The sequence below is a fragment of the Enterobacter sp. UPMP2052 genome (genome assembly GCF_053709675.1).
Genome location: NZ_JBSKJR010000001.1, coordinates 1,583,389 through 1,607,465 on the forward strand (window position 1 = coordinate 1,583,389; position 24,077 = coordinate 1,607,465).

Annotated in this window: 25 protein-coding genes; 6 read left to right on the forward strand and 19 right to left on the reverse strand. The window is 56.5% G+C overall.

The window, feature by feature from the left end:
* Positions 1 to 153: 153 nt before the first annotated feature.
* From fabG to yceD, 6 genes are all read right to left on the reverse strand, one after another.
* Entirely contained in the window at positions 154 to 888 is a 735-nt protein-coding gene (gene fabG, locus ACWKX3_RS07395) for a 3-oxoacyl-ACP reductase FabG (RefSeq protein ID WP_058609145.1), read from the reverse strand.
* A gap of 12 nt (positions 889 to 900) precedes the next feature.
* Entirely contained in the window at positions 901 to 1,830 is a 930-nt protein-coding gene (gene fabD, locus ACWKX3_RS07400) for an ACP S-malonyltransferase (protein ID WP_088207505.1), read from the reverse strand.
* Between the two features lie 14 nt (positions 1,831 to 1,844).
* On the reverse strand, positions 1,845 to 2,798 hold the full coding sequence (locus ACWKX3_RS07405) for a beta-ketoacyl-ACP synthase III (RefSeq protein ID WP_058609147.1): 954 nt from the start codon (positions 2,796 to 2,798) through the stop codon (positions 1,845 to 1,847).
* A gap of 6 nt (positions 2,799 to 2,804) precedes the next feature.
* Positions 2,805 to 3,839 carry a phosphate acyltransferase PlsX gene (plsX, locus tag ACWKX3_RS07410; RefSeq protein WP_071599697.1) on the reverse strand — a complete coding sequence of 345 codons (1,035 nt, stop codon included), beginning with the start codon at positions 3,837 to 3,839 and terminating at the stop codon, positions 2,805 to 2,807.
* Between the two features lie 80 nt (positions 3,840 to 3,919).
* On the reverse strand, positions 3,920 to 4,093 hold the full coding sequence (rpmF, locus tag ACWKX3_RS07415; RefSeq protein ID WP_003857964.1) for a 50S ribosomal protein L32: 174 nt from the start codon (positions 4,091 to 4,093) through the stop codon (positions 3,920 to 3,922).
* 16 nt (positions 4,094 to 4,109) lie between these two features.
* Complete coding sequence (yceD, locus tag ACWKX3_RS07420) at positions 4,110 to 4,631, reverse strand: 23S rRNA accumulation protein YceD (protein WP_006174678.1); 522 nt, start codon at positions 4,629 to 4,631, stop codon at positions 4,110 to 4,112.
* A 140-nt stretch (positions 4,632 to 4,771) separates the two neighbouring features.
* On the opposite strand from yceD, the gene ACWKX3_RS07425 reads away from it, so the two are divergent.
* Positions 4,772 to 5,356, forward strand: a complete 585-nt coding sequence (locus ACWKX3_RS07425; protein ID WP_042319538.1) for a Maf family protein — start codon at positions 4,772 to 4,774, stop codon at positions 5,354 to 5,356.
* A 95-nt stretch (positions 5,357 to 5,451) separates the two neighbouring features.
* On the opposite strand, the gene rluC is transcribed toward ACWKX3_RS07425, so the two are convergent.
* Positions 5,452 to 6,399, reverse strand: coding sequence for a 23S rRNA pseudouridine(955/2504/2580) synthase RluC (rluC, locus tag ACWKX3_RS07430; protein WP_006174676.1), 948 nt, complete (start codon positions 6,397 to 6,399; stop codon positions 5,452 to 5,454).
* 572 nt (positions 6,400 to 6,971) lie between these two features.
* On the opposite strand from rluC, the gene rne reads away from it, so the two are divergent.
* The gene (gene rne / locus ACWKX3_RS07435; RefSeq protein WP_454541536.1) at positions 6,972 to 10,154 is read left to right on the forward strand and encodes a ribonuclease E; all 3,183 of its coding nucleotides are present in this window, start codon (positions 6,972 to 6,974) and stop codon (positions 10,152 to 10,154) included.
* Positions 10,155 to 10,200: 46 nt separating this feature from the next.
* Here rne and ACWKX3_RS07440 read toward each other — a convergent pair whose 3' ends face one another.
* Positions 10,201 to 11,133: a LysR family transcriptional regulator gene (locus ACWKX3_RS07440; RefSeq protein ID WP_161975900.1), complete on the reverse strand. Its 933-nt coding sequence runs from the start codon at positions 11,131 to 11,133 to the stop codon at positions 10,201 to 10,203.
* Between the two features lie 109 nt (positions 11,134 to 11,242).
* On the opposite strand from ACWKX3_RS07440, the gene ACWKX3_RS07445 reads away from it, so the two are divergent.
* Positions 11,243 to 12,457, forward strand: coding sequence for an MFS transporter (locus ACWKX3_RS07445; protein ID WP_454541537.1), 1,215 nt, complete (start codon positions 11,243 to 11,245; stop codon positions 12,455 to 12,457).
* 77 nt (positions 12,458 to 12,534) lie between these two features.
* On the opposite strand, the gene flgL is transcribed toward ACWKX3_RS07445, so the two are convergent.
* The 11 genes from flgL to flgB form a co-directional block, all read right to left on the reverse strand.
* A complete protein-coding gene (gene flgL / locus ACWKX3_RS07450; RefSeq protein WP_102891097.1) occupies positions 12,535 to 13,488 on the reverse strand; it encodes a flagellar hook-associated protein FlgL in 954 nt (317 codons plus the stop codon).
* 14 nt (positions 13,489 to 13,502) lie between these two features.
* Complete coding sequence (gene flgK / locus ACWKX3_RS07455; RefSeq protein ID WP_088207510.1) at positions 13,503 to 15,146, reverse strand: flagellar hook-associated protein FlgK; 1,644 nt, start codon at positions 15,144 to 15,146, stop codon at positions 13,503 to 13,505.
* A 75-nt stretch (positions 15,147 to 15,221) separates the two neighbouring features.
* The gene (gene flgJ, locus ACWKX3_RS07460; protein ID WP_058609151.1) at positions 15,222 to 16,172 is read right to left on the reverse strand and encodes a flagellar assembly peptidoglycan hydrolase FlgJ; all 951 of its coding nucleotides are present in this window, start codon (positions 16,170 to 16,172) and stop codon (positions 15,222 to 15,224) included.
* Entirely contained in the window at positions 16,172 to 17,269 is a 1,098-nt protein-coding gene (locus ACWKX3_RS07465) for a flagellar basal body P-ring protein FlgI (protein WP_058609152.1), read from the reverse strand. Before ACWKX3_RS07465 ends, flgJ begins: the two co-directional genes overlap by 1 nt.
* Before the next feature lie 12 nt (positions 17,270 to 17,281).
* A complete protein-coding gene (flgH, locus tag ACWKX3_RS07470) occupies positions 17,282 to 17,980 on the reverse strand; it encodes a flagellar basal body L-ring protein FlgH (protein ID WP_058609153.1) in 699 nt (232 codons plus the stop codon).
* Positions 17,981 to 18,037: 57 nt separating this feature from the next.
* A complete protein-coding gene (gene flgG, locus ACWKX3_RS07475; protein WP_006174667.1) occupies positions 18,038 to 18,820 on the reverse strand; it encodes a flagellar basal-body rod protein FlgG in 783 nt (260 codons plus the stop codon).
* Between the two features lie 11 nt (positions 18,821 to 18,831).
* On the reverse strand, positions 18,832 to 19,587 hold the full coding sequence (locus tag ACWKX3_RS07480; protein WP_454541538.1) for a flagellar basal body rod protein FlgF: 756 nt from the start codon (positions 19,585 to 19,587) through the stop codon (positions 18,832 to 18,834).
* Between the two features lie 20 nt (positions 19,588 to 19,607).
* Entirely contained in the window at positions 19,608 to 20,816 is a 1,209-nt protein-coding gene (gene flgE, locus ACWKX3_RS07485; RefSeq protein WP_006174665.1) for a flagellar hook protein FlgE, read from the reverse strand.
* 26 nt (positions 20,817 to 20,842) lie between these two features.
* Positions 20,843 to 21,553, reverse strand: coding sequence for a flagellar hook assembly protein FlgD (flgD, locus tag ACWKX3_RS07490; protein WP_454541539.1), 711 nt, complete (start codon positions 21,551 to 21,553; stop codon positions 20,843 to 20,845).
* Between the two features lie 11 nt (positions 21,554 to 21,564).
* On the reverse strand, positions 21,565 to 21,969 hold the full coding sequence (gene flgC, locus ACWKX3_RS07495) for a flagellar basal body rod protein FlgC (protein ID WP_006174663.1): 405 nt from the start codon (positions 21,967 to 21,969) through the stop codon (positions 21,565 to 21,567).
* 3 nt (positions 21,970 to 21,972) lie between these two features.
* Positions 21,973 to 22,389 carry a flagellar basal body rod protein FlgB gene (gene flgB / locus ACWKX3_RS07500; RefSeq protein WP_006174662.1) on the reverse strand — a complete coding sequence of 139 codons (417 nt, stop codon included), beginning with the start codon at positions 22,387 to 22,389 and terminating at the stop codon, positions 21,973 to 21,975.
* 157 nt (positions 22,390 to 22,546) lie between these two features.
* On the opposite strand from flgB, the gene flgA reads away from it, so the two are divergent.
* From flgA to flgN, 3 genes are all read left to right on the forward strand, one after another.
* A complete protein-coding gene (gene flgA, locus ACWKX3_RS07505; RefSeq protein ID WP_058609155.1) occupies positions 22,547 to 23,206 on the forward strand; it encodes a flagellar basal body P-ring formation chaperone FlgA in 660 nt (219 codons plus the stop codon).
* Positions 23,207 to 23,298: 92 nt separating this feature from the next.
* Positions 23,299 to 23,592, forward strand: coding sequence for a flagellar biosynthesis anti-sigma factor FlgM (gene flgM, locus ACWKX3_RS07510; protein WP_006174660.1), 294 nt, complete (start codon positions 23,299 to 23,301; stop codon positions 23,590 to 23,592).
* 4 nt (positions 23,593 to 23,596) lie between these two features.
* Positions 23,597 to 24,022 (forward strand): flagella biosynthesis chaperone FlgN, encoded by a 426-nt coding sequence (gene flgN / locus ACWKX3_RS07515; protein ID WP_006174659.1) that lies wholly within the window; start codon positions 23,597 to 23,599, stop codon positions 24,020 to 24,022.
* Positions 24,023 to 24,077: the final 55 nt, after the last annotated feature.

The following is a 24,077-nucleotide window of genomic DNA, read 5'->3' on the forward strand; positions in this document are numbered from 1 at the left end:
ACTCTTAAATTTCCTATCAAAACTCGCTTTCGCGATGGTTTTCGTAGTGTATAAAATGTTGAAAAATTTGCAACTAAATCCCGGCAGGTCTTACCACGATTTTACGTTATTTTGAGGCCATTCGACCTAATAACGCAAATTTTTTTATCGTGGTTAAACCATGTACATCCCGCCATTGACGTGGAGAGTCTCACCAGTGATGTAACTCGCTTCGTCAGAGGCTAAAAATGCAACCGCGCTGGCGATTTCTTTAGGGTCGCCAAGACGACCCGCCGGAACTGCTGCCAGCGTACCCGCACGCTGCTCATCAGTCAGCGCACGCGTCATGTCCGTTTCAATAAAACCCGGAGCAACAACGTTTACAGTAATACCGCGGGACGCGACTTCACGCGCCAGCGATTTACTGAAACCAATCAGACCCGCTTTCGCCGCAGCGTAGTTAGCCTGACCAGCATTTCCCATGGTACCAACCACGGAACCAACAGTGATAATACGACCATGACGCTTCTTCATCATAGCGCGCATTACCGCTTTTGACAGACGGAATACAGATGAAAGATTGGTTTCGATAATATCGTTCCACTCATCATCTTTCATTCGCATCAGCAGGTTGTCGCGAGTGATCCCGGCATTATTGACCAGAATATCCACTTCACCAAATTCTGCGCGAATATTTTCCAGAACAGATTCGATAGATGCAGGTTCGGTCACATTCAGCACCAGACCTTTACCGTTCGCACCCAGATAGTCACTGATGGCCTGAGCGCCATTCTCGCTGGTTGCTGTACCAATCACCTTCGCGCCGCGCGCAACCAGTGTTTCAGCAATAGCGCGCCCGATACCGCGGCTTGCGCCGGTCACGAGAGCGATTTTTCCTTCAAAACTCATGGTATTCCTCTTTTATTGCGAGAGTGCCGCTGACAGTGCGTCCGGCTCGTTAATCGCCGAAGCAGTCAGGGTGTCAACAATACGTTTTGTCAGACCGGTGAGGACCTTACCAGGACCGACTTCATACAGATGCTCAACGCCCTGGGAAGCCATAAACTCAACGGTTTTGGTCCACTGTACCGGGCTATAAAGCTGACGAACCAGCGCGTTACGGATAGCGTCCGGCGCCGTTTCGCATTTCACATCGACGTTGTTCACAACGGAAATCGTCGGTGCGTTAAAGGTGATTTTTTCCAGCTCAACCGCCAGTTTATCGGCAGCAGGCTTCATCAGCGCACAGTGGGACGGCACGCTAACAGGCAGAGGCAGCGCACGTTTTGCGCCCGCCGCTTTGCAAGCGGCACCCGCACGTTCAACCGCTTCTTTATGACCGGCGATAACCACCTGGCCTGGCGAGTTGAAGTTCACCGGTGAAACGACCTGACCGTCTGCAGATTCTTCACAGGCTTTCGCAATAGCCGCATCGTCCAGACCGATAATGGCAGACATGCCGCCCGTGCCTTCCGGCACCGCTTCCTGCATGAACTTGCCACGCAGCTCTACCAGACGCACCGCGTCAGCGAACGCGATCACACCGGCGCAGACCAGCGCAGAGTATTCACCCAGGCTATGACCCGCAAGCAGAGCTGGCGCTTTGCCGCCCTGCTGCTGCCATACGCGCCACAGCGCAACGGAAGCCGTCAGCAGCGCTGGCTGAGTTTGCCAGGTTTTGTTCAGCTCTTCGGCCGGGCCCTGTTGGGTCAATGCCCAAAGATCATAACCCAGCGCATCGGAAGCTTCACGAAAAGTCTCTTCAATGACCGGATAGGTCGCTGCCATTTCAGACAACATCCCAACGGCTTGTGAGCCCTGACCCGGGAACACAAAAGCAAATTGCGTCATTTTTTATCCTTATCCTAGAAACGAACCAGCGCGGAACCCCAGGTGAACCCACCACCGAAGGCTTCAAGCAGGACCAGCTGGCCCCGTTTGATTCGTCCATCGCGTACCGCTTCATCAAATGCGCACGGTACCGATGCCGCAGAGGTATTGCCGTGACGATCGAGCGTCACCACAACGTTATCCATCGACATACCCAGCTTTTTCGCGGTCGCACTGATGATGCGCAGGTTCGCCTGATGCGGAACCAGCCAGTCGAGCGCGGAGCGTTCAAGATTGTTCGCTTCCAGCGTCTCATCAACAATGTGCGCCAGCTCGGTTACTGCCACCTTGAATACTTCATTACCCGCCATCGTCAGGTAAATGGAGCTATCCGGATTGACGCGATCGGCGTTAGGCAGGGTCAGCAATTCACCGTAGCGGCCATCTGCATGCAGATGCGTGGAGATGATACCCGGTTCTTCAGACTGCCCCAGCAGGACTGCGCCTGCGCCGTCGCCAAAAATAATGATCGTGCCGCGATCGGCAGGATCGCAGGTACGCGCCAGCACGTCTGCACCGATCACCAGCGCATATTTGACGGAGCCGGATTTTACATACTGATCGGCAATACTCAGCGCATAGGTGAAACCTGCGCAGGCGGCCGCCACGTCAAATGCCGGGCAACCTTTAATACCGAGCATGTTCTGCACCTGACACGCTGCGCTTGGGAACGCGTGCGTGGCGGAGGTCGTGGCAACCACGATCAAACCAATCTGCTCTTTATCAATGCCCGCCATCTCAATGGCACGCTGTGCGGCTTCAAAGCCCATGGTCGAAACGGTTTCGTCTGGCGCGGCGATACGACGTTCACGGATACCTGTGCGCGTGACAATCCACTCGTCAGACGTATCTACCATTTTTTCGAGATCGGCGTTGGTTCGCACGTTTTGTGGCAGATAGCTGCCGGTACCTAAAATCTTCGTATACATGTACGCTCAGTCACTTTTAGCTAATACAGATCCCAGGCGAGCGGCAATCCGCTGAGGGACTTGTCGCTGCACCGCCTGCACTGCCTGTTCAATCGCGACGGAAAATGCTCGCTGATTAGCCGCACCGTGACTCTTGATCACGATGCCGCGCAATCCTAACAGACAGGCGCCATTATACTGGTCGGGGTTGAGGTGACTGAATCGCCGCGTCAGGCTTTTTTGTAACCAACGCTTTAATAAAATGAGCCACCAGGACCTTTTTTTACCCTCTCCCTGCGATTTCAGCAGGGAAAGAAACATTCTTACAACCCCTTCCATGGTCTTCAGCGTTACGTTCCCGGTGAAGCCATCACACACCAATACATCCGTTTTTCCCGTCAATAACTCATTGGCTTCGAGATAACCAATATAGTTGATGGACGGTACCTGTTTAAGCAATTCTGCGGCATCGCGAATGCTGTCCAGGCCTTTGGTCTCTTCTTCACCAATATTGAGTAACGCCACGCGGGGATTACGGATCCCGACCACGTCTTCTGCCAGCACCGAGCCCATCACGGCAAACTGCGCCAGCATTCTACTATCACAATCAACGTTGGCACCCAAATCCAGTACCACCGTCTTGCCCTTCTGCTGATGCGGTAACACCGTGACCAGCGCCGGGCGCTCAATACCCTCGATAGGTTTGAGCAATAATTTCGCCAGCCCCATCAGCGCGCCGGTATTCCCCGCACTGACGCAGGCCTGCGCTCGACCTTCTTTCACCAGCTCCAGCGCGATGCGCATAGAGCTACCGCGGCTATTGCGGATGGCCTGCGATGGCCGTGCATCACTGGCAATAACTGACTGCGCAGGAATAATCTGCAGACGTGAACGTTGTTCAAAGTCAGCTTTTGCAAGTAATGGCGTGATTGTGTCGGGATTGCCGACTAAAAGAAGTGTGAGTTGCGAATTAGAGTTCAGTGCCTGCAAAGCTGCAGGCACTGTCACGGAAGGGCCAAAATCTCCCCCCATGACATCTAACGCCAGGGTTAGACGTGTCAAGGTATCGTCGCAGCCTGGTTAGGTACATTCCCCGTTTGCACGGGGAAATCCTCACTAAGCCTAATCACGCAAACGCGTGATTACTTAGTGATAACCTTGCGGCCGCGGTAGAAACCGTCAGCGGTGATGTGGTGACGCAGGTGTTTCTCACCAGAAGTCTTGTCTACAGACAGGCTGGTAACTGCAGTCAGCGCGTCATGGGAACGACGCATGCCACGTTTGGAACGGGTTGGTTTATTCTGTTGTACGGCCATGGACCTTACTCCTCAATTACTTACGCTTTAAGCTGGCTAATACGGCAAATGGATTTGGTTTTTGCGCTTCATCAGGCAGTTCCCCAAAGACCATGTCCGCCTCGGACACTTCACAGTGTTCAGAATCATGCACCGGAACGACTGGCAAGGTGAGGATGATTTCATCTTCAACCAGCGCCAGAAGATCGATTTCACCGAATTCGTTAACCTCAATCGGCTCATACGCTTCCGGGAGTGCTTCAGCCTGTTCGTCGGAACGCACCGGGCTAAAACAATACGTTGTGTGAACATGCTGTACAAACGGTTTCCCGCAACGCTGGCATTCGAGCGTTACCGTCACCTTTGCATCACCGGTTAAAACGGCAAGGCGCTGGTTGTCGATAGCGAACGACATGGAGCATTCTACATCACTGTCCACACTGACTACGGATTCGGCAATACGCTCTGCCTGATCGGAAGAATAGATTCCTTCATAATCGAGGCGTTTTTGAGCCGTACGAACCGGATCAAGAGTCAGGGGTAATTTTACCTTTTGCATAGGGCGCGCATATTAACTTTGTAACGTCATAGAGTCAAAGAAAAAGGCAACCAGAGCTGCCTTTTGCCAATTATTCGCACACATTGCGGCCTGTAGTTTAAAATGGCTGGCATCGATACGCTATATCTGGTGAAAAAAATATGCCAAATCTCGTTCTCGCATCCACTTCACCCTACCGCCGAATGTTGCTGGAAAAACTGGGGATCCCTTTTGAATGTGCCGCACCGGACGTTGATGAAACACCTCAACCCGGCGAAACGCCACGTCATCTGGTTACCCGTCTGGCTCAGGAGAAGGCCCAGTCGCTAGCCGCACGTTATCCTGCTCATTTGATTATAGGCTCCGATCAGGTTTGTGTACTGGACGGTGAAATCACCGGAAAGCCCCATACCGAAGAAAAAGCCTGCCAGCAGCTGATGCGCGCCCGCGGCACCATTGTGACCTTTTATACGGGGCTTGCTCTTTACAACTCGGCCTCGGGCCACCTGCAAACCGAATGCGAGCCTTTCGACGTGCATTTCCGCCACCTCAGCGAGCAGGAGATTGTGGATTACGTGCGTCGTGAAAGGCCGCTGAACTGCGCGGGAAGCTTTAAAAGTGAAGGACTGGGCATTGCACTGTTCGACAAGCTGGACGGCCGTGACCCCAACACGCTGGTGGGATTACCGCTGATTGCGCTGTGCCAGATGTTAAGGCGCGAAGAGTATAATCCATTGACGGTGTAACCGTTGCGGCCTGATGCCCTCACCCCGGACCTCTCCCACAGGGAGAGGGAGAAAAACATGTAGGCCGGGTAAGCGCAGCGCCACCCGGCACGTAATCAACCGCGCAGCACTTTCAGGCAACGTTTTAACTGCTCGTCCAGCGGCGCTTCAATGCGAATAACCTCACCCGTGTTCGGATGGGTAAACTTCAACGCAGCCGCATGCAGGAACAGACGAGACAGCCCTGTACCGGCCAGCTGCTTATCGAATTCACGATCGCCATAGCGGTCGTCAAACGCGATAGGATGCCCGGCATACTGGGTATGCACGCGGATCTGATGGGTACGGCCTGTGACCGGGCTGCAGCGAACCAGAGTCGCAAACTCATAGCGCTCTTCAACTTTAAAGCGCGTCTCAGACGGCTTGCCTTCCTGGTTCACGCGCACGATGCGCTCGCCGCTTTGCAGAATATTTTTCAGCAGCGGTGCCTGCACCACTTTTACATGCGATTGCCACTGGCCGCGCACCAGCGCCAGATAGTCTTTCTGCATCCCTTTCTCACGCAGTTGTTCGTGCAGAGAACGCAGCGCAGAACGTTTTTTCGCCACTAACAGTACGCCGGACGTGTCGCGGTCAAGGCGGTGCACCAGTTCAAGGAAACGGGCCTCAGGGCGCAGCGCACGCAGTCCTTCAATCACGCCAAAGCTCAGGCCGCTGCCGCCATGCACCGCCGTACCCGACGGTTTATTCAGCACCAGAATATGGTCATCTTCATAGAGGATCACATCGCTTAGCGCGGCCACTTTCTGCAGCTTAGGGGAAACAACCTCTTCTTCACGTTCCGCCACGCGGACCGGCGGGATACGAATTTCATCCCCTGCTTCGAGCTTATACTCTGGCTTCACGCGCTTTTTGTTAACCCGCACCTCGCCCTTACGCAGGATGCGATAAATCATGCTCTTTGGTACACCCTTAAGCTGGGTACGCAAAAAGTTATCGATACGTTGCCCCGCGTCATCTTCGGCGATAGCAACCATTTTTACGGCTGGAGTCTCTGTTTTCATGGTTGGCGATTCTAAATATCGTCTGGCATTAGCGCCACTCATTTTTCTATGCTTATATTTACTTTTACCCGGCCTGCCCTTCGTTTCGCGCAATCGATTTGGTGGTTATTAAACCAATCACGACATTGAAGTGGAGAAACTGTGAGTAACCGGGTGATAATTGGTAAAAGTCATCTTGCTATAACCCGGCGAGCAATGGAATAATGAAGCCGTTTTCCGTGTTAAATCCAGGTTATAAAAGGATGTCAACGGAATAACCCATTTTGTCTGACCGATCATCCACGCAGCAATGGCGTAAGACGTATTGATCTTTCAGGCAGTTAGCGGGCTGCGGGTTGCAGTACTTCCCGGTATAAGGATTGTTCTCTGGAGAGTTTTACCCAGGCAATTCCCCTGATAATTGCGCTGTGTTTCCGTATGAAATACAGGCAACCGACACTCTGCGCCTCTTAAGCGAGCGACAACCGTGAGGTTGGCGACGTGAATAGACACGAGGCCATCGGTTCATACCCAGGAAAGCGTCACCTTGCCCGCAGCTTAGTCGTCAATGTAAGAATAATGAGTAAGTTACGATGAAAAGAATGTTAATCAACGCAACTCAGCAAGAAGAGTTGCGTGTCGCCCTCGTGGATGGGCAGCGCCTGTACGATCTGGATATCGAAAGTCCTGGACACGAACAGAAAAAAGCGAACATTTACAAAGGCAAGATCACCCGCATTGAACCCAGCCTTGAAGCTGCATTTGTCGATTACGGTGCTGAGCGTCACGGTTTCCTCCCTCTCAAAGAAATTGCCCGCGAATACTTCCCTGCCAACTACAACTCCCATGGTCGTCCGAACATCAAAGATGTTCTGCGCGAAGGCCAGGAAGTTATCGTTCAGATTGATAAAGAAGAACGTGGCAATAAAGGCGCCGCGCTGACCACCTTTATCAGCCTGGCGGGGAGCTATCTGGTTCTGATGCCAAACAACCCGCGTGCGGGTGGTATCTCTCGCCGCATCGAAGGTGATGACCGTACCGAGCTGAAGGAAGCGCTGGCAAGCCTTGAGCTGCCAGACGGCATGGGGCTTATCGTTCGTACCGCAGGCGTGGGCAAATCTGCCGAAGCGCTGCAGTGGGACCTGAGCTTCCGTCTTAAGCACTGGGAAGCCATCCAGAAAGCAGCTGAAAGCCGCCCTGCTCCGTTCCTGATCCACCAGGAAAGCAACGTTATCGTGCGTGCCTTCCGTGACTACCTGCGTCAGGACATCGGCGAAATTCTGATTGATAACCCGAAAGTGCTTGAGCTGGCTCGCCAGCACATTGCCGCGCTGGGTCGTCCGGATTTCACAAGCAAAATCAAACTGTACACCGGTGAAATCCCGCTGTTCAGCCATTATCAGATTGAGTCACAGATTGAGTCTGCCTTCCAGCGTGAAGTGCGTCTGCCATCCGGCGGCTCTATCGTTATCGATACCACCGAAGCGCTGACCGCTATCGACATCAACTCCGCACGTGCTACGCGCGGCGGTGATATCGAAGAGACCGCGTTCAACACCAACCTTGAAGCCGCTGATGAAATCGCCCGCCAGCTCCGCCTGCGCGACCTGGGTGGACTGATCGTTATCGACTTCATCGACATGACCCCGGTTCGTCACCAGCGCGCGGTTGAAAACCGTCTGCGTGAAGCGGTACGTCAGGACCGTGCGCGTATCCAGATTAGCCATATTTCTCGCTTTGGCCTGCTGGAGATGTCACGCCAGCGCCTCAGCCCGTCGCTGGGTGAATCAAGCCACCACGTCTGCCCGCGCTGTTCCGGTACCGGCACCGTACGTGATAACGAATCTTTGTCTCTCTCCATTCTGCGTCTGATTGAAGAAGAAGCGCTGAAAGAGAACACCCAGGAGGTTCACGCGATTGTTCCCGTGCCAATTGCCTCCTACCTGCTGAACGAAAAACGTGCCGCGGTTAGCGCCATTGAAGCGCGTCAGGGCGGCGTACGTTGCATCATCGTGCCAAACGATCAGATGCAAACCCCGCACTACCACGTCCTGCGCGTTCGCAAAGGTGAAGAGACGTCAACGCTCAGCTACCTGCTGCCTAAGCTGCATGAAGAAGAGATGGCCCTGCCATCCGATGAAGAACCCTCCGAGCGTAAACTGCCTGAGCAGCCTGCGTTAGCCACCTTCATCATGCCGGAAGCGCCGCCGGAAGCCGCAATGGAAAAACCGGCCGCTAAACCTGCTGCGCAAAAAACCGCGCCAGAAGTGGCGAAAGCCCAGCCGGAACAGCCGGGTCTTCTGAGCCGTATCATCGGTGCGTTGAAGAAAATGTTTGCTGGCGAAGAAGCTCAGCCGGAGCAACCAAAAGAAGCGCCGAAGCAAGCTAAGCCTGAACGTCAGCAGGATCGTCGTAAGCGTCAGAACAACCGCCGCGATCGTAATGACCGCAGTGACCGTAACGAGCGTAACGAACGCAATGACCGCAACGAGCGTCGTGACAATCGTGCCGATAACAACGAAGGTCGTGAACAACGCGAAGACAACCGTCGCAACCGTCGCGAGAAGCCACAGCAGAACGTGGAAGATCGTGAAATTCGCCAGCCGGCAGGTGACGAGTCTGACAAGACTAAACAGCGTGACGAGCAGCAACCTCGCCGTGAGCGCAGCCGTCGTCGTAACGACGAGAAACGCCAGGCGCAGCAGGAAGTTAAAAGCCTGAACCGCGAAGCACCGGTTGAGCAGCAGGAATCCGAGCAGGAAGAACGCACTCAGGTTATGCCGCGTCGCAAGCCACGCCAGCTCTCACAAAAAGTACGTGTGGGTGCCGTACAGGCGGAAGAGGCTGTGGTTAGCGCAGTGGAAACCACTGAAATCGAAACCGGTACGCAGTTGGCGAAAGTTGACTTGCCTGCCGTGGTCGACACCAACGTTGAGCAGGACGATAACACTGAAGGCCGCGATAACGCCGGTATGCCGCGTCGCTCCCGTCGTTCTCCACGCCATCTGCGTGTGAGCGGCCAGCGTCGTCGTCGCTATCGTGATGAGCGTTACCCAACTCAATCACCGATGCCGCTGACCGTAGCCTGCGCATCGCCGGAAATGGCTTCAGGTAAAGTGTGGATCCGCTATCCGGTTGCTCGTCCGGAGCAGGCTGTTGAAGAACAGGCTGTCACCGAAGAGGTTATCGCACCCGTCGCCACCGTAGAAGACGTTGCGGTGCAAGCGGCTGCCGTTGTCGAACCTCAGGTCGTTGAGCCACAGGAAGTTGAGCCTCAGGTCGTTGAACCACAGGCCGTTGAAACAGCGCCTCAGGCCGTTGACGTTGAAACCACGCACCCTGAAGTGATTGCTGCGCCGGTTGAAGCCGCACCGCAGTTCATTGCTGAAGAAGACGCGGTTGTCGCACAAGACGTCGCGCAAGACGCTGAGCCAGCAGCCACTGTCGAAGAAACCGCTGACGTGGTTGTCGAAACCGTTACTGAAGATGTGGTTCAGGACGTCGAACTTGACGTCGAGCCTGTGCGTGAAGCCGAAACCGTGGAAGAGAAAGCGCCAGAGGTGAAACCCGAGCCGGTTACCGCTGCCGTGACGCCAGCCCACGTTGCCACCGCGCCGATGACGCGTGCTCCTGCACCGGAATATGTGCCGGAAGCGCCGCGCCGAAGCGACTGGGTTCGTCCTGAGTTCCACTTTGACGGGAAAGGTTCTGCCGGTGGTCACAGTGCTACGCACCAGGCGACTGCACCAGCAACCCGCCCACAGTCTGTTGACTAACGCGCGTTAAAGCGAAAAGCCGACCTTCGGGTCGGCTTTTTTATTGCTATTCTGCAGGCTTTGTCATGCCGGCAATGTCTGGCATAACCTGTCGGATCATCTCCAGAAAACGCCGCAAGCGCGCCGGGTAATAACGAGACCAGGGGTAAACCAGATGAACCGGCAGCGCCGCCGGTTGCCACTCCGGCAGCAGATGCACCAACCGCCCCTCCCTGATATCTTCCTGAACCGTCCAGCTTGAGACAACCGCAACGCCCAGCCCTGTTAATGCGGTATTACGCGCCACGTACAGGCTGTCCGTGCTCAGGCGCGGCGTAATGGCAATGCGCACCGGGCGATCGGATTTACCGTCATACAGCTCTACGTGGCGCTGATAGAAGGTACTGATGGCCACCCACGGAAGATGCTGCAGATCGTCCGGAGATGAGACAGGCGGAAACTGAGCCAGCAGCGAGGGCGCGGCCACCACGCAGCGCGGCACTTCCGCCAGCAAAACCGAGACCGTGGCGGGATCCACCTCGGCCCCGACACGGATAGCACAGTCGAGATTGTCCCCTAAAAAGTCGACCGACTTATCATTCAGCAACCATTCGACGGAGAGCTGCGGGTAGCGCTGCAAAAACGTCGTCAGGGGCTTCAGAAGCTGATCCTGACCAAAGGCATGCGGGGCCCGCACGCGCAAAACCCCGACCGGTTCGTCCTCGTTTTGCCCGACCTCATCCTCCAGCGCCAGCCAGCTATCAATCACCCGTCGGGCATGCTGATAGCAGCGTTCGCCGTCGTCGGTGAGCCGGGTCGTATGCGTGGTTCTCACCAGCAGGCGCACGCCCAGCAGCGTCTCAAGGGACTGTAGCCGTCGGCTGACGGTAGCCTGGGTTGTCGAGAGCTGGCGCGCGGCCGCCGAGAGAGACCCCGCTTCGACGATTCGCACAAAGGTGCGCATTAATTCAACCCGATCTATACGCTCTACCCGCTTCATATTTTTATCTGCCATACGTTCAACGTATAAGCGTTTTACCACCGGGCCGTCTACCGTCGCAAGCCGTGCTGATAAAAAATAGCCGCACACGATGAATGAGGAATAGCTTATGAACACAACGACTGCCCCCCATGCGGTGAATCGCTGGGTAATTTTCATGCTGGCTCTGGGCGCGGGCTTTAGCGTCGCCGCCATTTACTACGCACAACCCTTACTGCCGCTGATCGGCGCGGACCTTCATCTGAGCATTGAGGGAATGGGCCTGGTCCCCACCCTGACCCAGGCGGGCTATGCGCTGGGGATTTTATTCCTGTTGCCCCTGGGTGACCGTCACGATCGCCGGACGTTAATTTTAATCAAAAGCGCAGCCCTGGCCCTTTTCCTGCTAGGCTGTAGCCTGACCGGGCAACTGCATTCCCTGCTGCTCGCCAGCCTGCTGATTGGCATGGCCGCCACTATGACACAGGATATTGTCCCTGCCGCGGCAATCCTCGCCCCGGAGGGGAAACAGGGTAAAACGGTCGGCACGGTGATGACCGGCCTGCTGCTGGGGATCCTACTCTCCCGGACAGTGAGCGGTGCCGTCGGTGAAGCCTTCGGCTGGCGGGTCATGTACCAGTTGGCTGCCGCAAGCATCGCCTTTGTAGGCCTTATGATGTGGGCGGTACTGCCCCGCTTTGCGGTTCACTCCACGCTCGGCTACCCCGCACTGATGCGCTCGATGGCGCACCTGTGGGGCCGCTATCCGGCGCTGCGCCGGGCAGCGCTGGCGCAGGGCTTCCTGTCGATTGCCTTCAGCGCCTTCTGGTCAACGCTTGCGGTCATGCTGCTCGAACGCTTCCACCTTGGCAGCGCCGTCGCCGGAGGATTTGGGATTGCCGGTGCCGCAGGCGCATTAGCCGCACCGCTGGCAGGCGGACTGGCGGATAAACTCGGGGCCGGAAAGGTTACACAGCTGGGCGCTGCCCTGGTGACCGTGTCATTTGCGCTGATGTTTTTGATGCCTGCCCTTGGGGTTTATGGCCAGCTCATCCTGATTGCCGTTTCTGCCATCGGCTTCGACCTGGGCCTGCAGTCGAGCCTGGTAGCCCATCAGAACCTGGTTTACAGCCTTGAACCGCAGGCGCGCGGACGTCTTAACGCCCTGCTGTTTACGGTGATCTTCATCGGCATGGCGCTTGGCTCAGCGCTGGGGAGTCAGGTCTATACTCTGGCGGGGTGGTCTGGCGTGGTCGCCCTGGCAACGGTGAGCGGAGCCATTGCGCTGGCTATCCGTCTGGTTGAAAGCGCGCGTACAGCCGCTTCGCCGGCGGAAGCGGCATAAAAAAATGCCCAATCCGAATCAGGATTGGGCAGTCAAAACACGCCCAGTTTCAGAACGTGCTCTAATCGGTCAGACTATTATCTGTTCAGCTGGAACAGGGACATGCCCTGCATATCGCTGAACGCTTTATAAGAGGCCTGCAGGGCCGCCTGCTGCATGGTGTACGAGGAGATCGCGGCATTCCAGTCCACATCCACCAGGTCGCTCATCTGCTGCGTTTGCCCCAGCGCGCGGTCATCGCCAAGCGCATCCAGTTTATCCAGTTCCGTCAGCTTGGTCCCCAGATCGGCACGCACGGTCAGCACGTTATCCAGCGCGTTGCTCAGGCCACGGTTCGCCTGGTTAATGCTGTCCGTGAGCGCATCCATTTTGGTCTGGTCGCTTTCGGTCGGGGTGTTCAGCGCGTCGATAGCCTTATCCAGAATCTTAAACAGGTTCGTTTCAGGCGTACTGCCATCAGGCTCCGGTTTCGCATTACTGGTAAATTTGTCAAAGACCTCGGAACCGGTATGGCTGATCTGCATATTGCGCGCAGAGTCGACCTGCTGAGAGATGGCCTCAGATCCGCCGCTATAGTCGCCGTTAGCCTGATCAAACGGCACGTTGTCGGTCTTATAACCGGCAAAAATATACCGCCCATTACCGTCGGTGCTGTTCGCCAGGTTCATCAACTGATCGCGAATACCTTTTAAATCGGTTGCCAGCGACGCCCGGTCGTTGTCACTTAACGAACCGTTGCCCGCATAGACAATTTTCTCCTGCGCGGACTGGATCGCCGTGGTAACCTGGCCCAGCACGTTCTCTTCCAGAGAGACTTTTTGCGTGGCAAACGTACGCGCCAGCGCGAACTGGCTGTTCTGTGACTGTGCCTGAGACAGCACAACCGCCTGAGAGGCCGCGATCGGATCGTCGGACGGGCGGTTCACGCGCTTGCCCGAAGACATCTGTTCGCCATAGCCCAGCCAGCGGCTTTGAGAATCGGTGATGCCGCGCATGTTCTGCTCGTACATCATCTGGGTGCTAATACGCATGGATTACCTCGTCGTTAGCGAATATTGATTAACGCATCAAAAAGCGTATTGGCCGTTTGCAGCACCTGGGCATTTGCCAAGTAGTACTGCTGGTAGCGCTGCAGGTTGCCGTACTCTTCGTCGAGGTTGACGCCAGAGATAGACTGCTGCTGGTTGCTCAACTGTGTTGCAACATTGGCTTTGGTCTGGCTGCTGGTTTTCAGCGAGGCCGTCGTGCTGCCCACGGTACTGACCAGCGCCGCATAGGCATCGTTGAAGGTCTTATTGCCGCCCACCACTTTGCTGTTTTGCAGGTCAACCAGCGCCTTACCGTTACGGTTATCGCTTTCGCCGCCGTCGGCCACAGAAGCCATGGCAAGCTTAGATTCATCGCTGATCGCCAGACTCATGTTGACGATGGTGTTCACAACCGGCTTAACGGTAAAGCTGTCTTTGGTTGCAGCAGTGCCGCTGACGTTCACGGTCAGGCCATCAAAGGTCATCTTGCCGCTGGCATCAGGTGTCGCGGTGAAAGAGGTCTTGTCAGAAAGCCGCGTTACCGTCCAGTCCGTGCCGTTGAATTCGAACTTGTAGTCCGTCGCCTGCACCTTTGAACTATCCGTTACGCTGGCGGTCATCGTTGCGCCTGGTACGGAATTATGGCTGTTGCCAACCACCGCAGGAGACCCCATGTTGAACAGCGCGCCGCCGGCAGCACCGTTAGCATCAAAACCCGCTTCGTGCTGGGTGTTCATCGCGTCCGCAAAGGCCAGCGCCAGCTGGTTGAGGGTGTTACGCGCGTTGTCCAGGTCTTCCGAACGGAACGTTAACAGCCCGCCCAGCGAACCGGTGTTAAGCAATTTTTCAGGAATTTCAACGTTGCCCGCCACGTCATCGACATACGCCACCGTGGTACGCGTAGGATCAGCACTGGATGCGACTGCTGCCAGCTGGTTCGTTTTACTGCCCTGAACCAGGCTGTAACCATTGCCGAACGAAATGTTGTAGGTGCCGCCGTCCTGAACGGAGACTTCCACCCCAACAATTTTGTTCAGCTCGCTGACCAGCTGGTCACGCTGATCGAGCAGATTGTTTGGCGATGCCCCTGCGCCCACGCCGGTCAGACGAGAAATCTGATCGTTGAGGTTCGCGATCTGCTTCGCGTAGTTATTGATCTGATCGACGCTGGTCGAAATCGCGGTGTTGACCTGAGAATCCTGGTCACGCAGGTACTGATCGTTAACCTTGAACTGGTTTACCAGCCCGTCAGCCTTGCCGAGGACCGTCTGGCGAGCAGCCGGATCTTCCGCGTTGCTGACCAGCGTCTGCAGGCTTTTAAAGAAATCCTGCAGCGTGGTGGAAATGGAGTTGGTGGTATCCGAGAGCACATCGTCAATTTTCGACATCTGCTGATAGCGCGTCGTCAGGCCGCTGCTCTGGTTTTGCGCCGCACGCAGCTGGTTAGTGATAAACGAATCGTACTCACGCTGTACGCCGGAGACATACACCCCGTTACCCACCCAGCCACCGCCGGTCAGGGTGCTGTTCGAGGCGCCCAGAATGGTGGTCTGGCGGGTATACCCTGCCACGTTGTAGCTTGAAATATTGTTACTGACGGTATTAAGTGCCGCCTGTGCAGCACTGAGGCCACTCATGGCGCTGTTAATCAAACTGGACATGGGGGTTCCTTTTAGACTTTCAGACACGCGTCCTGATGAAGGTTATCGGCAGCCTCCACCGGGACTTGAGAACTTTCAGAACAGATTTTCGATATCTGTGCTATAGGCCTTGCTGACCTTCTCACCCATCGATTTCAGCTGCTGGATCATGCTGGTGAGCTTGCGCGCGTAGTTCGGATCGGTCGCGTAGCCGGCATTCTGCAACGCCTGTGCCCCCTGCTCTGGCGTGGCGGCCTGAGTCACGGCGGTATAGCGCGGATTTCGGCTCAGCAGGCCCACATAGTCCGACAGGGCTTCAAGGTAGGAGCTGTAGACGCGGAATTTGGCTTTCACCTTCACCGCCGCACCGTTCTCGTACTCGGTGGTGGTGATCTCAGTTGTTGGCCCCTTCCAGCTGGAGGTTGCCTTCACGCCAAAGATGTTAAAGCTCGGCTCGCCATTTTCCTTACGGATCTGCCGCTGCCCCCAGCCGGACTCCAGCGCGGCCTGCGCCAGAATCAGGTGATGAGGCACGCCGCTCTGCTGGCTTGCAAGGCGTGCGGGCAGTGAAAGCTGCGCCAGGAAGTCTTTGCTGTCGCCGGTGAGCGGCTCATCGCTGGTCGGCGTTGGCTTCGGAATTGCCTTGCGCACCATCTGCGTCATGGCCTGATTCTGATAACTGGTCACCGTTTCCAGGTCGAACTTCATCGGCACCTGCGGCGGGTTCTCCGGCTGAATGCCCTGCGCGGCTTCGGTCTGTTTGACAATCATGTCGGCCAGACCGAGTCCTTTTCCGGCCGTCATCTGCTGTGCAATCTGCTGGTCATACATGCTGGTGTACAGTCGCGTTGAATCGCTGCTGAAAAGCCCGTCTTTCGGCAGGGTCTCACGCATGCTTTTCAACATCATCTGCACAAACATCCCTTCGACCTGGCGAGCCACCGGACGGATATTGCCCGCCGGATCTTTCCCGGCGCTGGTTTTCAGCTCGTTAAGCGACTGGGCATCCCAGGCGGCACTGCTCAGCAGTTTGCTATCGGTCAGCATCAGATGATTTCCAGTTTGGCACGCAGACAGCCTGCACTTTGCATCGATTGCAGAATGGACATCAGATCCATCGGCGTCGCGCCGAGCGCATTGAGGGCGCGTACCACGCTGTTCAGGTTAGCGCTGGAGCGCACGCTCTGCAGCGAACCGCCGCTCTGGCGGAGATCGATCTGCGTTTGCGGCGTCACCACCGTCTGACCACCGCCAAACGGCGTGTCCGGCTGGCTGACGTTGGCGCTGCGGTTAACCGTGACCGAAAGGTTGCCCTGCGCCACGGCACAGCTGTCCAGCGACACTTCGCGGTTCATGACCACCGACCCGGTGCGCGAGTTGATAATCACTTTTGCATCCTGCACCGGCACGTTGACTTCCATATTCTGGATGTCTGCCAGCATGCGTACCTGGTTGCTGTTGCCCGTCGAGGTGCGGATCTGCACGGTACGGGCATCCAGCGCGGTGGCGCTGCCGTAGCCGCGGCTGCGGTTGATGGTGTCCGCAATCTGCTGCGCCATCGTGAAATCTTCGTTGTTCAGCTGCAGGTTAATGGTGTTGCCGGAGCCAAACTGGGTCGGCAGTTCACGTTCGATGATTGCCCCGTTGGTGATACGCCCGCCGTTAAGCTGGTTAACCTGCACGCTGCTGCCCCCCGCCGATGCACCCGCCCCGCCGACCAGGATGTTCCCCTGCGCCAGCGCATACACCTGGCTGTCGACACCTTTAAGCGGGGTCATCAGCAGCGTACCGCCGCGCAGGCTTTTGGCGTTACCCATCGACGAAACCACGACATCGATGGTCTGCCCCTGGCGCGCAAACGCCGGGAAGGAGGCGGTCACCATTACCGCCGCCACGTTTTTCAGCTGCATGTTGGTGCCAGTCGGCACGGTAATACCGAGCTGGGAGAGCATGTTGTTCAGGCTCTGGGTGGTAAACGGCGTCTGGGTGGTCTGGTCGCCCGTCCCGTCCAGCCCCACGACCAGGCCATAGCCGATCAGTGAGTTTTCTCGCACGCCCTGTACGCTTGTGAGATCGCGAATGCGGTCGGCGTGGGCGCAGGTCGCGCCCAGAGCCAACACCATGGCGAAGAGGAATTTATACATAGGTCACCTCGCTTACATCGGCGATAAGTTAAGGAAGAAGCGCTGCAGCCAGCCCATGTTTTGCGCTTCGTTGATGTAGCCGTTGCCGACGTACTCAATGCGCGCATCCGCCACCTGAGTGGACGGCACGGTATTGGTGCCACTGATGGTGCGAGGGTTAACCACACCGGAGAAGCGGATGAACTCAGTGCCCTGATTGATCGCGATCTGCTTTTCACCCACTACGTGTAAATTGCCGTTAACCAGAACCTGGTCAACCGTGACCGTCAGCGTACCGCTGAAGGTATTGCTGGCGTTCGCGCCACCTTTACCATTAAAGGTATTGCCGCCAGACGCCTCGACATCGGCACGCGCATTGCCAAACAGGCCCTGCAGGTAGCGAGGAACGGTATCGAAGCCAAAATTGGTTTTGCCATCGCGGCTGGCATTGGCAGACGAGCTTTTGCTCGCGCTGACGTTTTCCTGCAGCACAATGGTCAAGGTATCGCCGATATTACGCGGGCGACGGTCTTCAAACAGCGGCTGATAACCGTAGTTAATCGGCTGCGCGGTCTGGAAAATGGAGCCGTTCACAACGGGCGCGGGGCCAGGAACGGGTTGGGCGGTAGTCGCACCCTGCACCAACGGTTTAGACGGGATCCAGGCACACCCGCTGAGGGTGACGGCCAGAACGGTCAGTATTGGATAACGAAACGCCGCGTTTTTTTGCATTGCCTTCATCTTCGAAAAAAGGGCACCGGCGCGGCGTTCACCGCACCGGGCGACCCCTTAGAGTTGCGTCAGTTTTTGCAGCATCTGGTCGGTCGTCGACACTGCTTTACTGTTAATTTCATACGCGCGCTGGACCTGGATCATATTCACCAGCTCTTCCGCAACGTTGACGTTAGAGGTTTCGACATAGCCCTGGTACAGCAGACCCGCGCCGTTGAGGCCTGGCGTACTTTCATTTGGCGTACCGGAGGATTGCGTCTCGGTGTAGAGGTTCTCACCAATGCTTTCCAGACCGGTATCGTTCATGAAGGTGGTCAGGTTGAGCTGCCCAACCTGAACCGGTGCCGCCTGGCCCTGCTGGGTCACGCTCACCACGCCGTCACGGCCAATGGTGATGCTCAGGGCGTTGGCCGGGATGGTAATCGCAGGCTGCACCTGGAAACCGCCCGCCGTGACCAGCTGGCCGTTCTGATCCACCTGGAAGGAGCCGTCGCGGGTATACGCCGAGGTTCCGTCAGGCAATTGGATCTGGAAGAAACCCTGGCCTTTGATCGCCACATCTTTGCTGTTGTTGGTCTGGGACAGGTTGCCCTGGCTGTGCAGACGCTCGGTGGCAACCGGGCGTACGCCGGTACCAATCTGCAAACCGGACGGCAGCGTCGTTTGCTCAGAAGACTGCGCACCCGGCTGGCGAATGGTTTGGTAAAGCAAATCTTCGAATACCGCGCGCTGACGCTTAAACCCATTGGTGCTGACGTTTGCCAGGTTGTTGGCAATCACGTCCATATTGGTTTGCTGTGCGTCGAGGCCGGTTTTCGCGATCCATAAAGAACTGATCATAGGAAGTCCTGTTAACTCATTGCCAGAAGTTGGTTAGCTTTGTTCGCGTTTTCATCGACGCTGCTGATGATCTTCATCTGCATTTCAAAGCGACGCGCACTGGTGATCATATCGGTCATGGCTTCGACCGGCTTGACGTTACTGCCTTCCAGCACGCCCGACATGACGCGGATGCTCGGGTCGGCCTGCAGCGTCGCGCCGCGCGTCGCCTGGGTCGCCTGGGTCAGACGGAACATCCCGTCATCGCCACGCTGTACTTCCCGTGCGTCGGCTTTAACCAGCTTCAGACGTCCGACGGGCGCAACGGTGTTCGCCGGGTCGCCCGGGTTTAACGCCGAGATCGTCCCGTCTGCCGCGATGGTCAGCTCTGAGCCTTCAGGCACGGTCAGCGGACCGGCTTCGCCCATGACCGGATGACCCTGAATGGTCAACTGCCCGGTCGCGCTCACCTGGATATTACCGTTGCGGGTATACCCTTCGCTGCCGTCTGCCGTCTGCACGGCCAGCCAGCCATCCTGCTGCAGCGCCACGTCGAGCGGACGCGAGGTGTAGTCCATCTGGCCTGGCGTCATATCCGCACCGGGCGTGGAGGCTGTAACCAGCGTACGCGTCGGCAGAGAAAGCCCTTCTACCGGCACCGCGCGCAGCGCATTCAGCTGCGCACGAAAGCCGGGCGTGGAGGCGTTGGCCAGGTTGCTGGCGGTAACGGCCTGCTGATTGAGCGTCTGGCTTGCCGCGCCCATCGCCGTATATATTGCGTGATCCATTGCGCGTTCCTGTTAGCCGCTTAACGCAGGTTAACCAGCGTGTTGAGGATCTGATCCTGGGTTTTGATGGTCTGCGCGTTCGACTGGTAGTTACGTTGCGCGACGATCATGTTCACCAGCTCTTTACTCAGATCCACGTTCGAGGCTTCCAGCGCGCCGTTCGTCAGCGTACCGAAGTTACCGGAACCTGCCGTACCCAGCAGCGCCACGCCGGAAGACTGCGTTGCAGACCAGACGTTGTCCCCTTCTGACTTCAGCCCTTCGTTGTTGGCGAAGTTTGCCAGCACGATCTGACCCAGTACCTGAGTCTGTTCGTTGGAGTAGTTACCCACCACGGAGCCGTCATCGTTGATCTGGTAGCTCACCAGATCGCCCGGCTTATAGCCGTTCTGGTTGGTCGCCACGATGTTGTTTGCACCGGTGTTTTGCTGCATGGAGTTAGCGAAGCTCATCGCGAACGTGGCCGGGGTTGCGCCGGGCACTGTCGCCGTGGTGATATTCACGTTGTCGCCGCCGGTCAGTACGCCGCTGGCGTTAAAGGTCAGCGTGGTCGCCAGAGAGACCGGGCTGCCCGCCACGCTTCCGTCCTGGGCATACACTTTCCAGGAGTTAGCCGGGGTCGCGTCTTTGACGTAATACAGGTTCATGTTGTGCGCATTACCCTGGCTGTCAAAAACGGTGACGGTCCCTTTTTTGTTGTAGGTATCCGGGTTAGTCGCATCGAAGGCTTTGGTTGGCGCCGTATCGGTGGAGTTGAGGTTGATCTGCTGGGACGCCGTGGTGGTGGACTTCGCCGCCATCAGCGTGGTCGGAATGCTGATCGCCTGCGGGTTCGCACCGGTCTGCACGGTTGGCGGTGTACCCGCCACTGGATAGCCAGTCAGCTGCAGGCCCTGCATGTTCACCAGATTACGGTTTTCATCCAGTTTGAACTGGCCGTTACGGCTATAGAAGACAGAACCGTTTGCATCCACCATGCGGAAGAAACCGTTCTGGCTGATCGCCACGTCCAGACCGCGACCGGTGTTGGTGGTGGTGCCGTCGGTGAAGTCCTGAGTGATGCCAGCAACTTTCACACCCAGGCCGACTTTGGAACCGGCAAACATGTCGGCGAATGAGGCGGAGCCGGATTTAAAACCATAGGTCGCGGAGTTGGCGATGTTGTTGCCAATGACGTCCAGGTTGGTGGCCGCAGCATTCAGGCCGCTGACCGCTTGAGAAAAGGCCATGACTTACTCCTGATAAGTGTTAAGGCTTAGATAATCTGCCGAACTTCGTCGAGCGTGGTGGTACCCGAGGTACCCAAATCCAGTTTGTTGCCGTCGCTACCTCTGATCACGCCCTGAACCAGCGCGAACTGCAGCTGCTGGGCGACCAGCTGGGTGGTTCCGTTGCTGGCGCTGATCGCGACCTTATACGAACCGTTTGGTGCCGTGGTGCCGTCCGTCATGCTGCCATCCCAGGTGAAGGTATGGACGCCCGCTTTCAGTTCACCAATATCAATGGTGCGAACCACCGCGCCGTTGGCATCGGTGATGGTCGCCGTCACTTTGTCCGCCGGCTGCTGGAGTTCAACCCCAAACGGTGTGGTGGACGTGGTGGTGTTGCCATCGGTTGTGGAGCTGCCCGCGAGGATCGTCGTGCCCGGGATCATCACACCGTGGCCAATCAGGTTCGCCGCCTGCAGCGACTGGCTGCTGTCGATTTGCCCGGAGACGGAGCCAAGCGTGGTGTTGAGTTTTTCAATGCCGCTAACGGTGCTGATCTGCGCAAGCTGCGTGGTCAGTTCGTTGTTCTGCATTGGGTTGGTCGGGTCCTGGTTTTTCAACTGGGCCACCAGCAGCGTCAGAAAGCTGCTTTGCAGATCGCTGGCGTTGCTTCCCGTCAGGGAGCTGGAGCCCGTGGCACTGCTGGTGCCGCCGACACCCGAGTTCGTCGGGTCATTCACATTTACGGCAATGGACATTCGTGTCTCCTTTACTGGCCGAGAGTGAGTGTTTTGAGCATCATGCTCTTCACGGTATTAAGCACTTCGACGTTTGCCTGATAGCTGCGCGAGGCGGACATGGAGTTCACCATTTCACCCACGACGTCCACGTTCGGCATTTTCACGTACCCGTTGGCGTCCGCGAGCGGATTACCCGGCTCATACACCAGCTTGTCCGGTGCCTGGCTCTCCACCACATCAGAAACTTTCACGCCGCCCGTCGCCGCGCCCGGTGCAGCATCCACCTGAAAGACCACCTGTTTCGCACGATAAGGCTGTCCGTCAGGACCGGCCACGCTGTCGGCGTTCGCCAGGTTACTGGCCGCGACGTTAAGGCGTTTGGACTGCGCCGTTAGCGCCGAACCGGCGATATCAAAAATGTTCAGCAAGGCCATTTATCAGTTGCCCCCCTGCAGGACGTTCATCATGCCTTTGATCTGCCCGCCGAGAACGGTCAGGCCCATCTGGTACTTCAGGCTGTTGTCGGCAAACTGTGTGCGCTCCCGGTCCATGTCGACGGTGTTACCGTCAAGCGAGGGCTGATCGGGAATGCGGTAAAGTAAATCGGCTGTCGGTGCGGTCATTGCCTGAGCGGGAATGTGGCGTGAGGATGTCATGGCAAGTGCCACACCCGTTCCTTCGGCACGTCCACGCTCCATCACTTTTTTAAGCTCACTGGAAAAATCAATATCGCGCGCCTGGTACCCTGGGGTATCGGCGTTGGCAATATTGGCGGCTAAGATTTCCTGCCGCTGGGCGCGTAAATTGAGCGCTTCCTGCTGAAAACGTAGCGCGGCATCGAGTTTATCGAGCATGTCTCCTCCGCTGATGGGAAAATTTCAGTTCACAGCTTAAATCTCAACCCGTCACCCCTATCGAAGGAATAAGCGCAAAATGCGTCGCTATTTATTGCGTTGATGGAAATCCACTGCGGGTAAAATCCTTCAAACTCTGGACACGGTGGAACTTGCGATGCGGACGTTAACAAAAGGCCTGGCGGCAACCTTACTGTTTTTAAGCCCACTGGCGCAGGCAGAAGATTTGCAGGCACAGCTCAACGCTTATTTTGCCCAGCAGCTGGCCGGCTTTAGCGATGAAGTGACCGTCAGCGTACGCACGCCGCCCAACCTTCTGCCGTCCTGCGAAGCCCCCTCTTTCAGCGTGACCGGCAGCGCAAAGCTGTGGGGCAATGTGAACGTGCAGGCCCGCTGTCCGAATGAAAAACGCTATTTGCAGGTTGCGGTTCAGGCGACGGGGAATTATGTTGTCGCCGCTCAGCCGATTGTTCGGGGAAGCCAGCTGCAGGCCAGCAGCGTGACGTTAAAACGCGGCCGTCTTGACCAGTTGCCTCCGCGAACGATGCTGGATATTAACCAGGCGCAGGATGCCGTAAGTCTGCGGGACGTTGCCCCAGGCCAGCCAATCCAGCTCTCGATGATCCGTCAGGCGTGGCGGGTGAAGGCGGGTCAGCAGGTGATGGTTGTAGCTAACGGCGACGGCTTTAGCATCAACAGTGAAGGCAAGGCATTGAACAATGCGGCCGTGGCGCAAAATGCCCGGGTAAGAATGTCCTCGGGCCAGGTGGTCAGTGGAACCGTCGGTTCTGATGGGAATATTCTGATTAACCTATAATCTTTTAAAGATTTCGCGGCGACTGCCGATAAATAATCAACAAATGATGATGTCAGGCGCAAACGCCGCGAACCCTCGATGAGGACACCACTATGAGCATTGATCGTACATCAGCCCTGAAGCCGGTTAGCACTGTACAGCCTCGCGAAACGAATGACGCTACGCCACAGAAAGCGCGTCTGGAAAAACCGTCCACGGCCCACAGCACCAGCGTGACCCTCAGCGACGCTCAGGCCAAACTGATGCAGCCCGGCAGCAACGATATCAACATGGAACGTGTTGAAGCGTTGAAAACGGCGATCCGTAACGGCGAACTGAAAATGGACACCAGCAAAATTGCTGATGCGCTGATTCAGGATGCACAGAGTTTCCTGCAGAGTAACTAACCGTATGAGTCGACTGTCAGAAATACTGGATCAAATGACGGTTGTCCTGAATGACCTGAAAACGGTTATGGACGCAGAACAGCAGCACCTGTCTTCCGGACAGGTCAACGGCAGTGCGTTACAACGCATTACCGAAGATAAAAGTTCGCTGCTGGCGACGCTGGACTATCTCGAGCAGCAACGTCGTGCAGAGCAAGATCCTCAGCGCAGCGCCAACGATGAGATCCTTGAGCGCTGGCAGACCATTACTGAAAAGACCCAGCACCTTCGCGATCTCAACCAGCACAATGGCTGGCTGCTGGAAGGGCAGATTATTCGTAATCAGCAGGCGCTTGAGGTTTTAAAACCGCATAAAGAGACAGGTCTGTATGGTGCAGATGGTCAGGCATCCAGCGCGCGCGTAACGGGCGGGAAAAAGATTTCGATTTGACGCATTAGCGCCACATCATCTAATGGGGAGCACCTTTCGGTGAACTCCCCTTTTT

Coding starts and splice junctions, on each gene's coding strand:
- fabG (WP_058609145.1), bottom strand. CDS start 888: ATGAGTTTTGAAGGAAAAATCGCTCTCGTGACCGGCGCAAGCCGCGGT.
- fabD (WP_088207505.1), bottom strand. CDS start 1,830: ATGACGCAATTTGCTTTTGTGTTCCCGGGTCAGGGCTCACAAGCCGTT.
- ACWKX3_RS07405 (WP_058609147.1), bottom strand. CDS start 2,798: ATGTATACGAAGATTTTAGGTACCGGCAGCTATCTGCCACAAAACGTG.
- rpmF (WP_003857964.1), bottom strand. CDS start 4,093: ATGGCCGTACAACAGAATAAACCAACCCGTTCCAAACGTGGCATGCGT.
- yceD (WP_006174678.1), bottom strand. CDS start 4,631: ATGCAAAAGGTAAAATTACCCCTGACTCTTGATCCGGTTCGTACGGCT.
- ACWKX3_RS07425 (WP_042319538.1), top strand. CDS start 4,772: ATGCCAAATCTCGTTCTCGCATCCACTTCACCCTACCGCCGAATGTTG.
- rluC (WP_006174676.1), bottom strand. CDS start 6,399: ATGAAAACAGAGACTCCAGCCGTAAAAATGGTTGCTATCGCCGAAGAT.
- rne (WP_454541536.1), top strand. CDS start 6,972: ATGAAAAGAATGTTAATCAACGCAACTCAGCAAGAAGAGTTGCGTGTC.
- ACWKX3_RS07440 (WP_161975900.1), bottom strand. CDS start 11,133: ATGAAGCGGGTAGAGCGTATAGATCGGGTTGAATTAATGCGCACCTTT.
- ACWKX3_RS07445 (WP_454541537.1), top strand. CDS start 11,243: ATGAACACAACGACTGCCCCCCATGCGGTGAATCGCTGGGTAATTTTC.
- flgL (WP_102891097.1), bottom strand. CDS start 13,488: ATGCGTATTAGCACCCAGATGATGTACGAGCAGAACATGCGCGGCATC.
- flgK (WP_088207510.1), bottom strand. CDS start 15,146: ATGTCCAGTTTGATTAACAGCGCCATGAGTGGCCTCAGTGCTGCACAG.
- flgJ (WP_058609151.1), bottom strand. CDS start 16,172: ATGCTGACCGATAGCAAACTGCTGAGCAGTGCCGCCTGGGATGCCCAG.
- ACWKX3_RS07465 (WP_058609152.1), bottom strand. CDS start 17,269: ATGTATAAATTCCTCTTCGCCATGGTGTTGGCTCTGGGCGCGACCTGC.
- flgH (WP_058609153.1), bottom strand. CDS start 17,980: ATGCAAAAAAACGCGGCGTTTCGTTATCCAATACTGACCGTTCTGGCC.
- flgG (WP_006174667.1), bottom strand. CDS start 18,820: ATGATCAGTTCTTTATGGATCGCGAAAACCGGCCTCGACGCACAGCAA.
- ACWKX3_RS07480 (WP_454541538.1), bottom strand. CDS start 19,587: ATGGATCACGCAATATATACGGCGATGGGCGCGGCAAGCCAGACGCTC.
- flgE (WP_006174665.1), bottom strand. CDS start 20,816: ATGGCCTTTTCTCAAGCGGTCAGCGGCCTGAATGCTGCGGCCACCAAC.
- flgD (WP_454541539.1), bottom strand. CDS start 21,553: ATGTCCATTGCCGTAAATGTGAATGACCCGACGAACTCGGGTGTCGGC.
- flgC (WP_006174663.1), bottom strand. CDS start 21,969: ATGGCCTTGCTGAACATTTTTGATATCGCCGGTTCGGCGCTAACGGCG.
- flgB (WP_006174662.1), bottom strand. CDS start 22,389: ATGCTCGATAAACTCGATGCCGCGCTACGTTTTCAGCAGGAAGCGCTC.
- flgA (WP_058609155.1), top strand. CDS start 22,547: ATGCGGACGTTAACAAAAGGCCTGGCGGCAACCTTACTGTTTTTAAGC.
- flgM (WP_006174660.1), top strand. CDS start 23,299: ATGAGCATTGATCGTACATCAGCCCTGAAGCCGGTTAGCACTGTACAG.
- flgN (WP_006174659.1), top strand. CDS start 23,597: ATGAGTCGACTGTCAGAAATACTGGATCAAATGACGGTTGTCCTGAAT.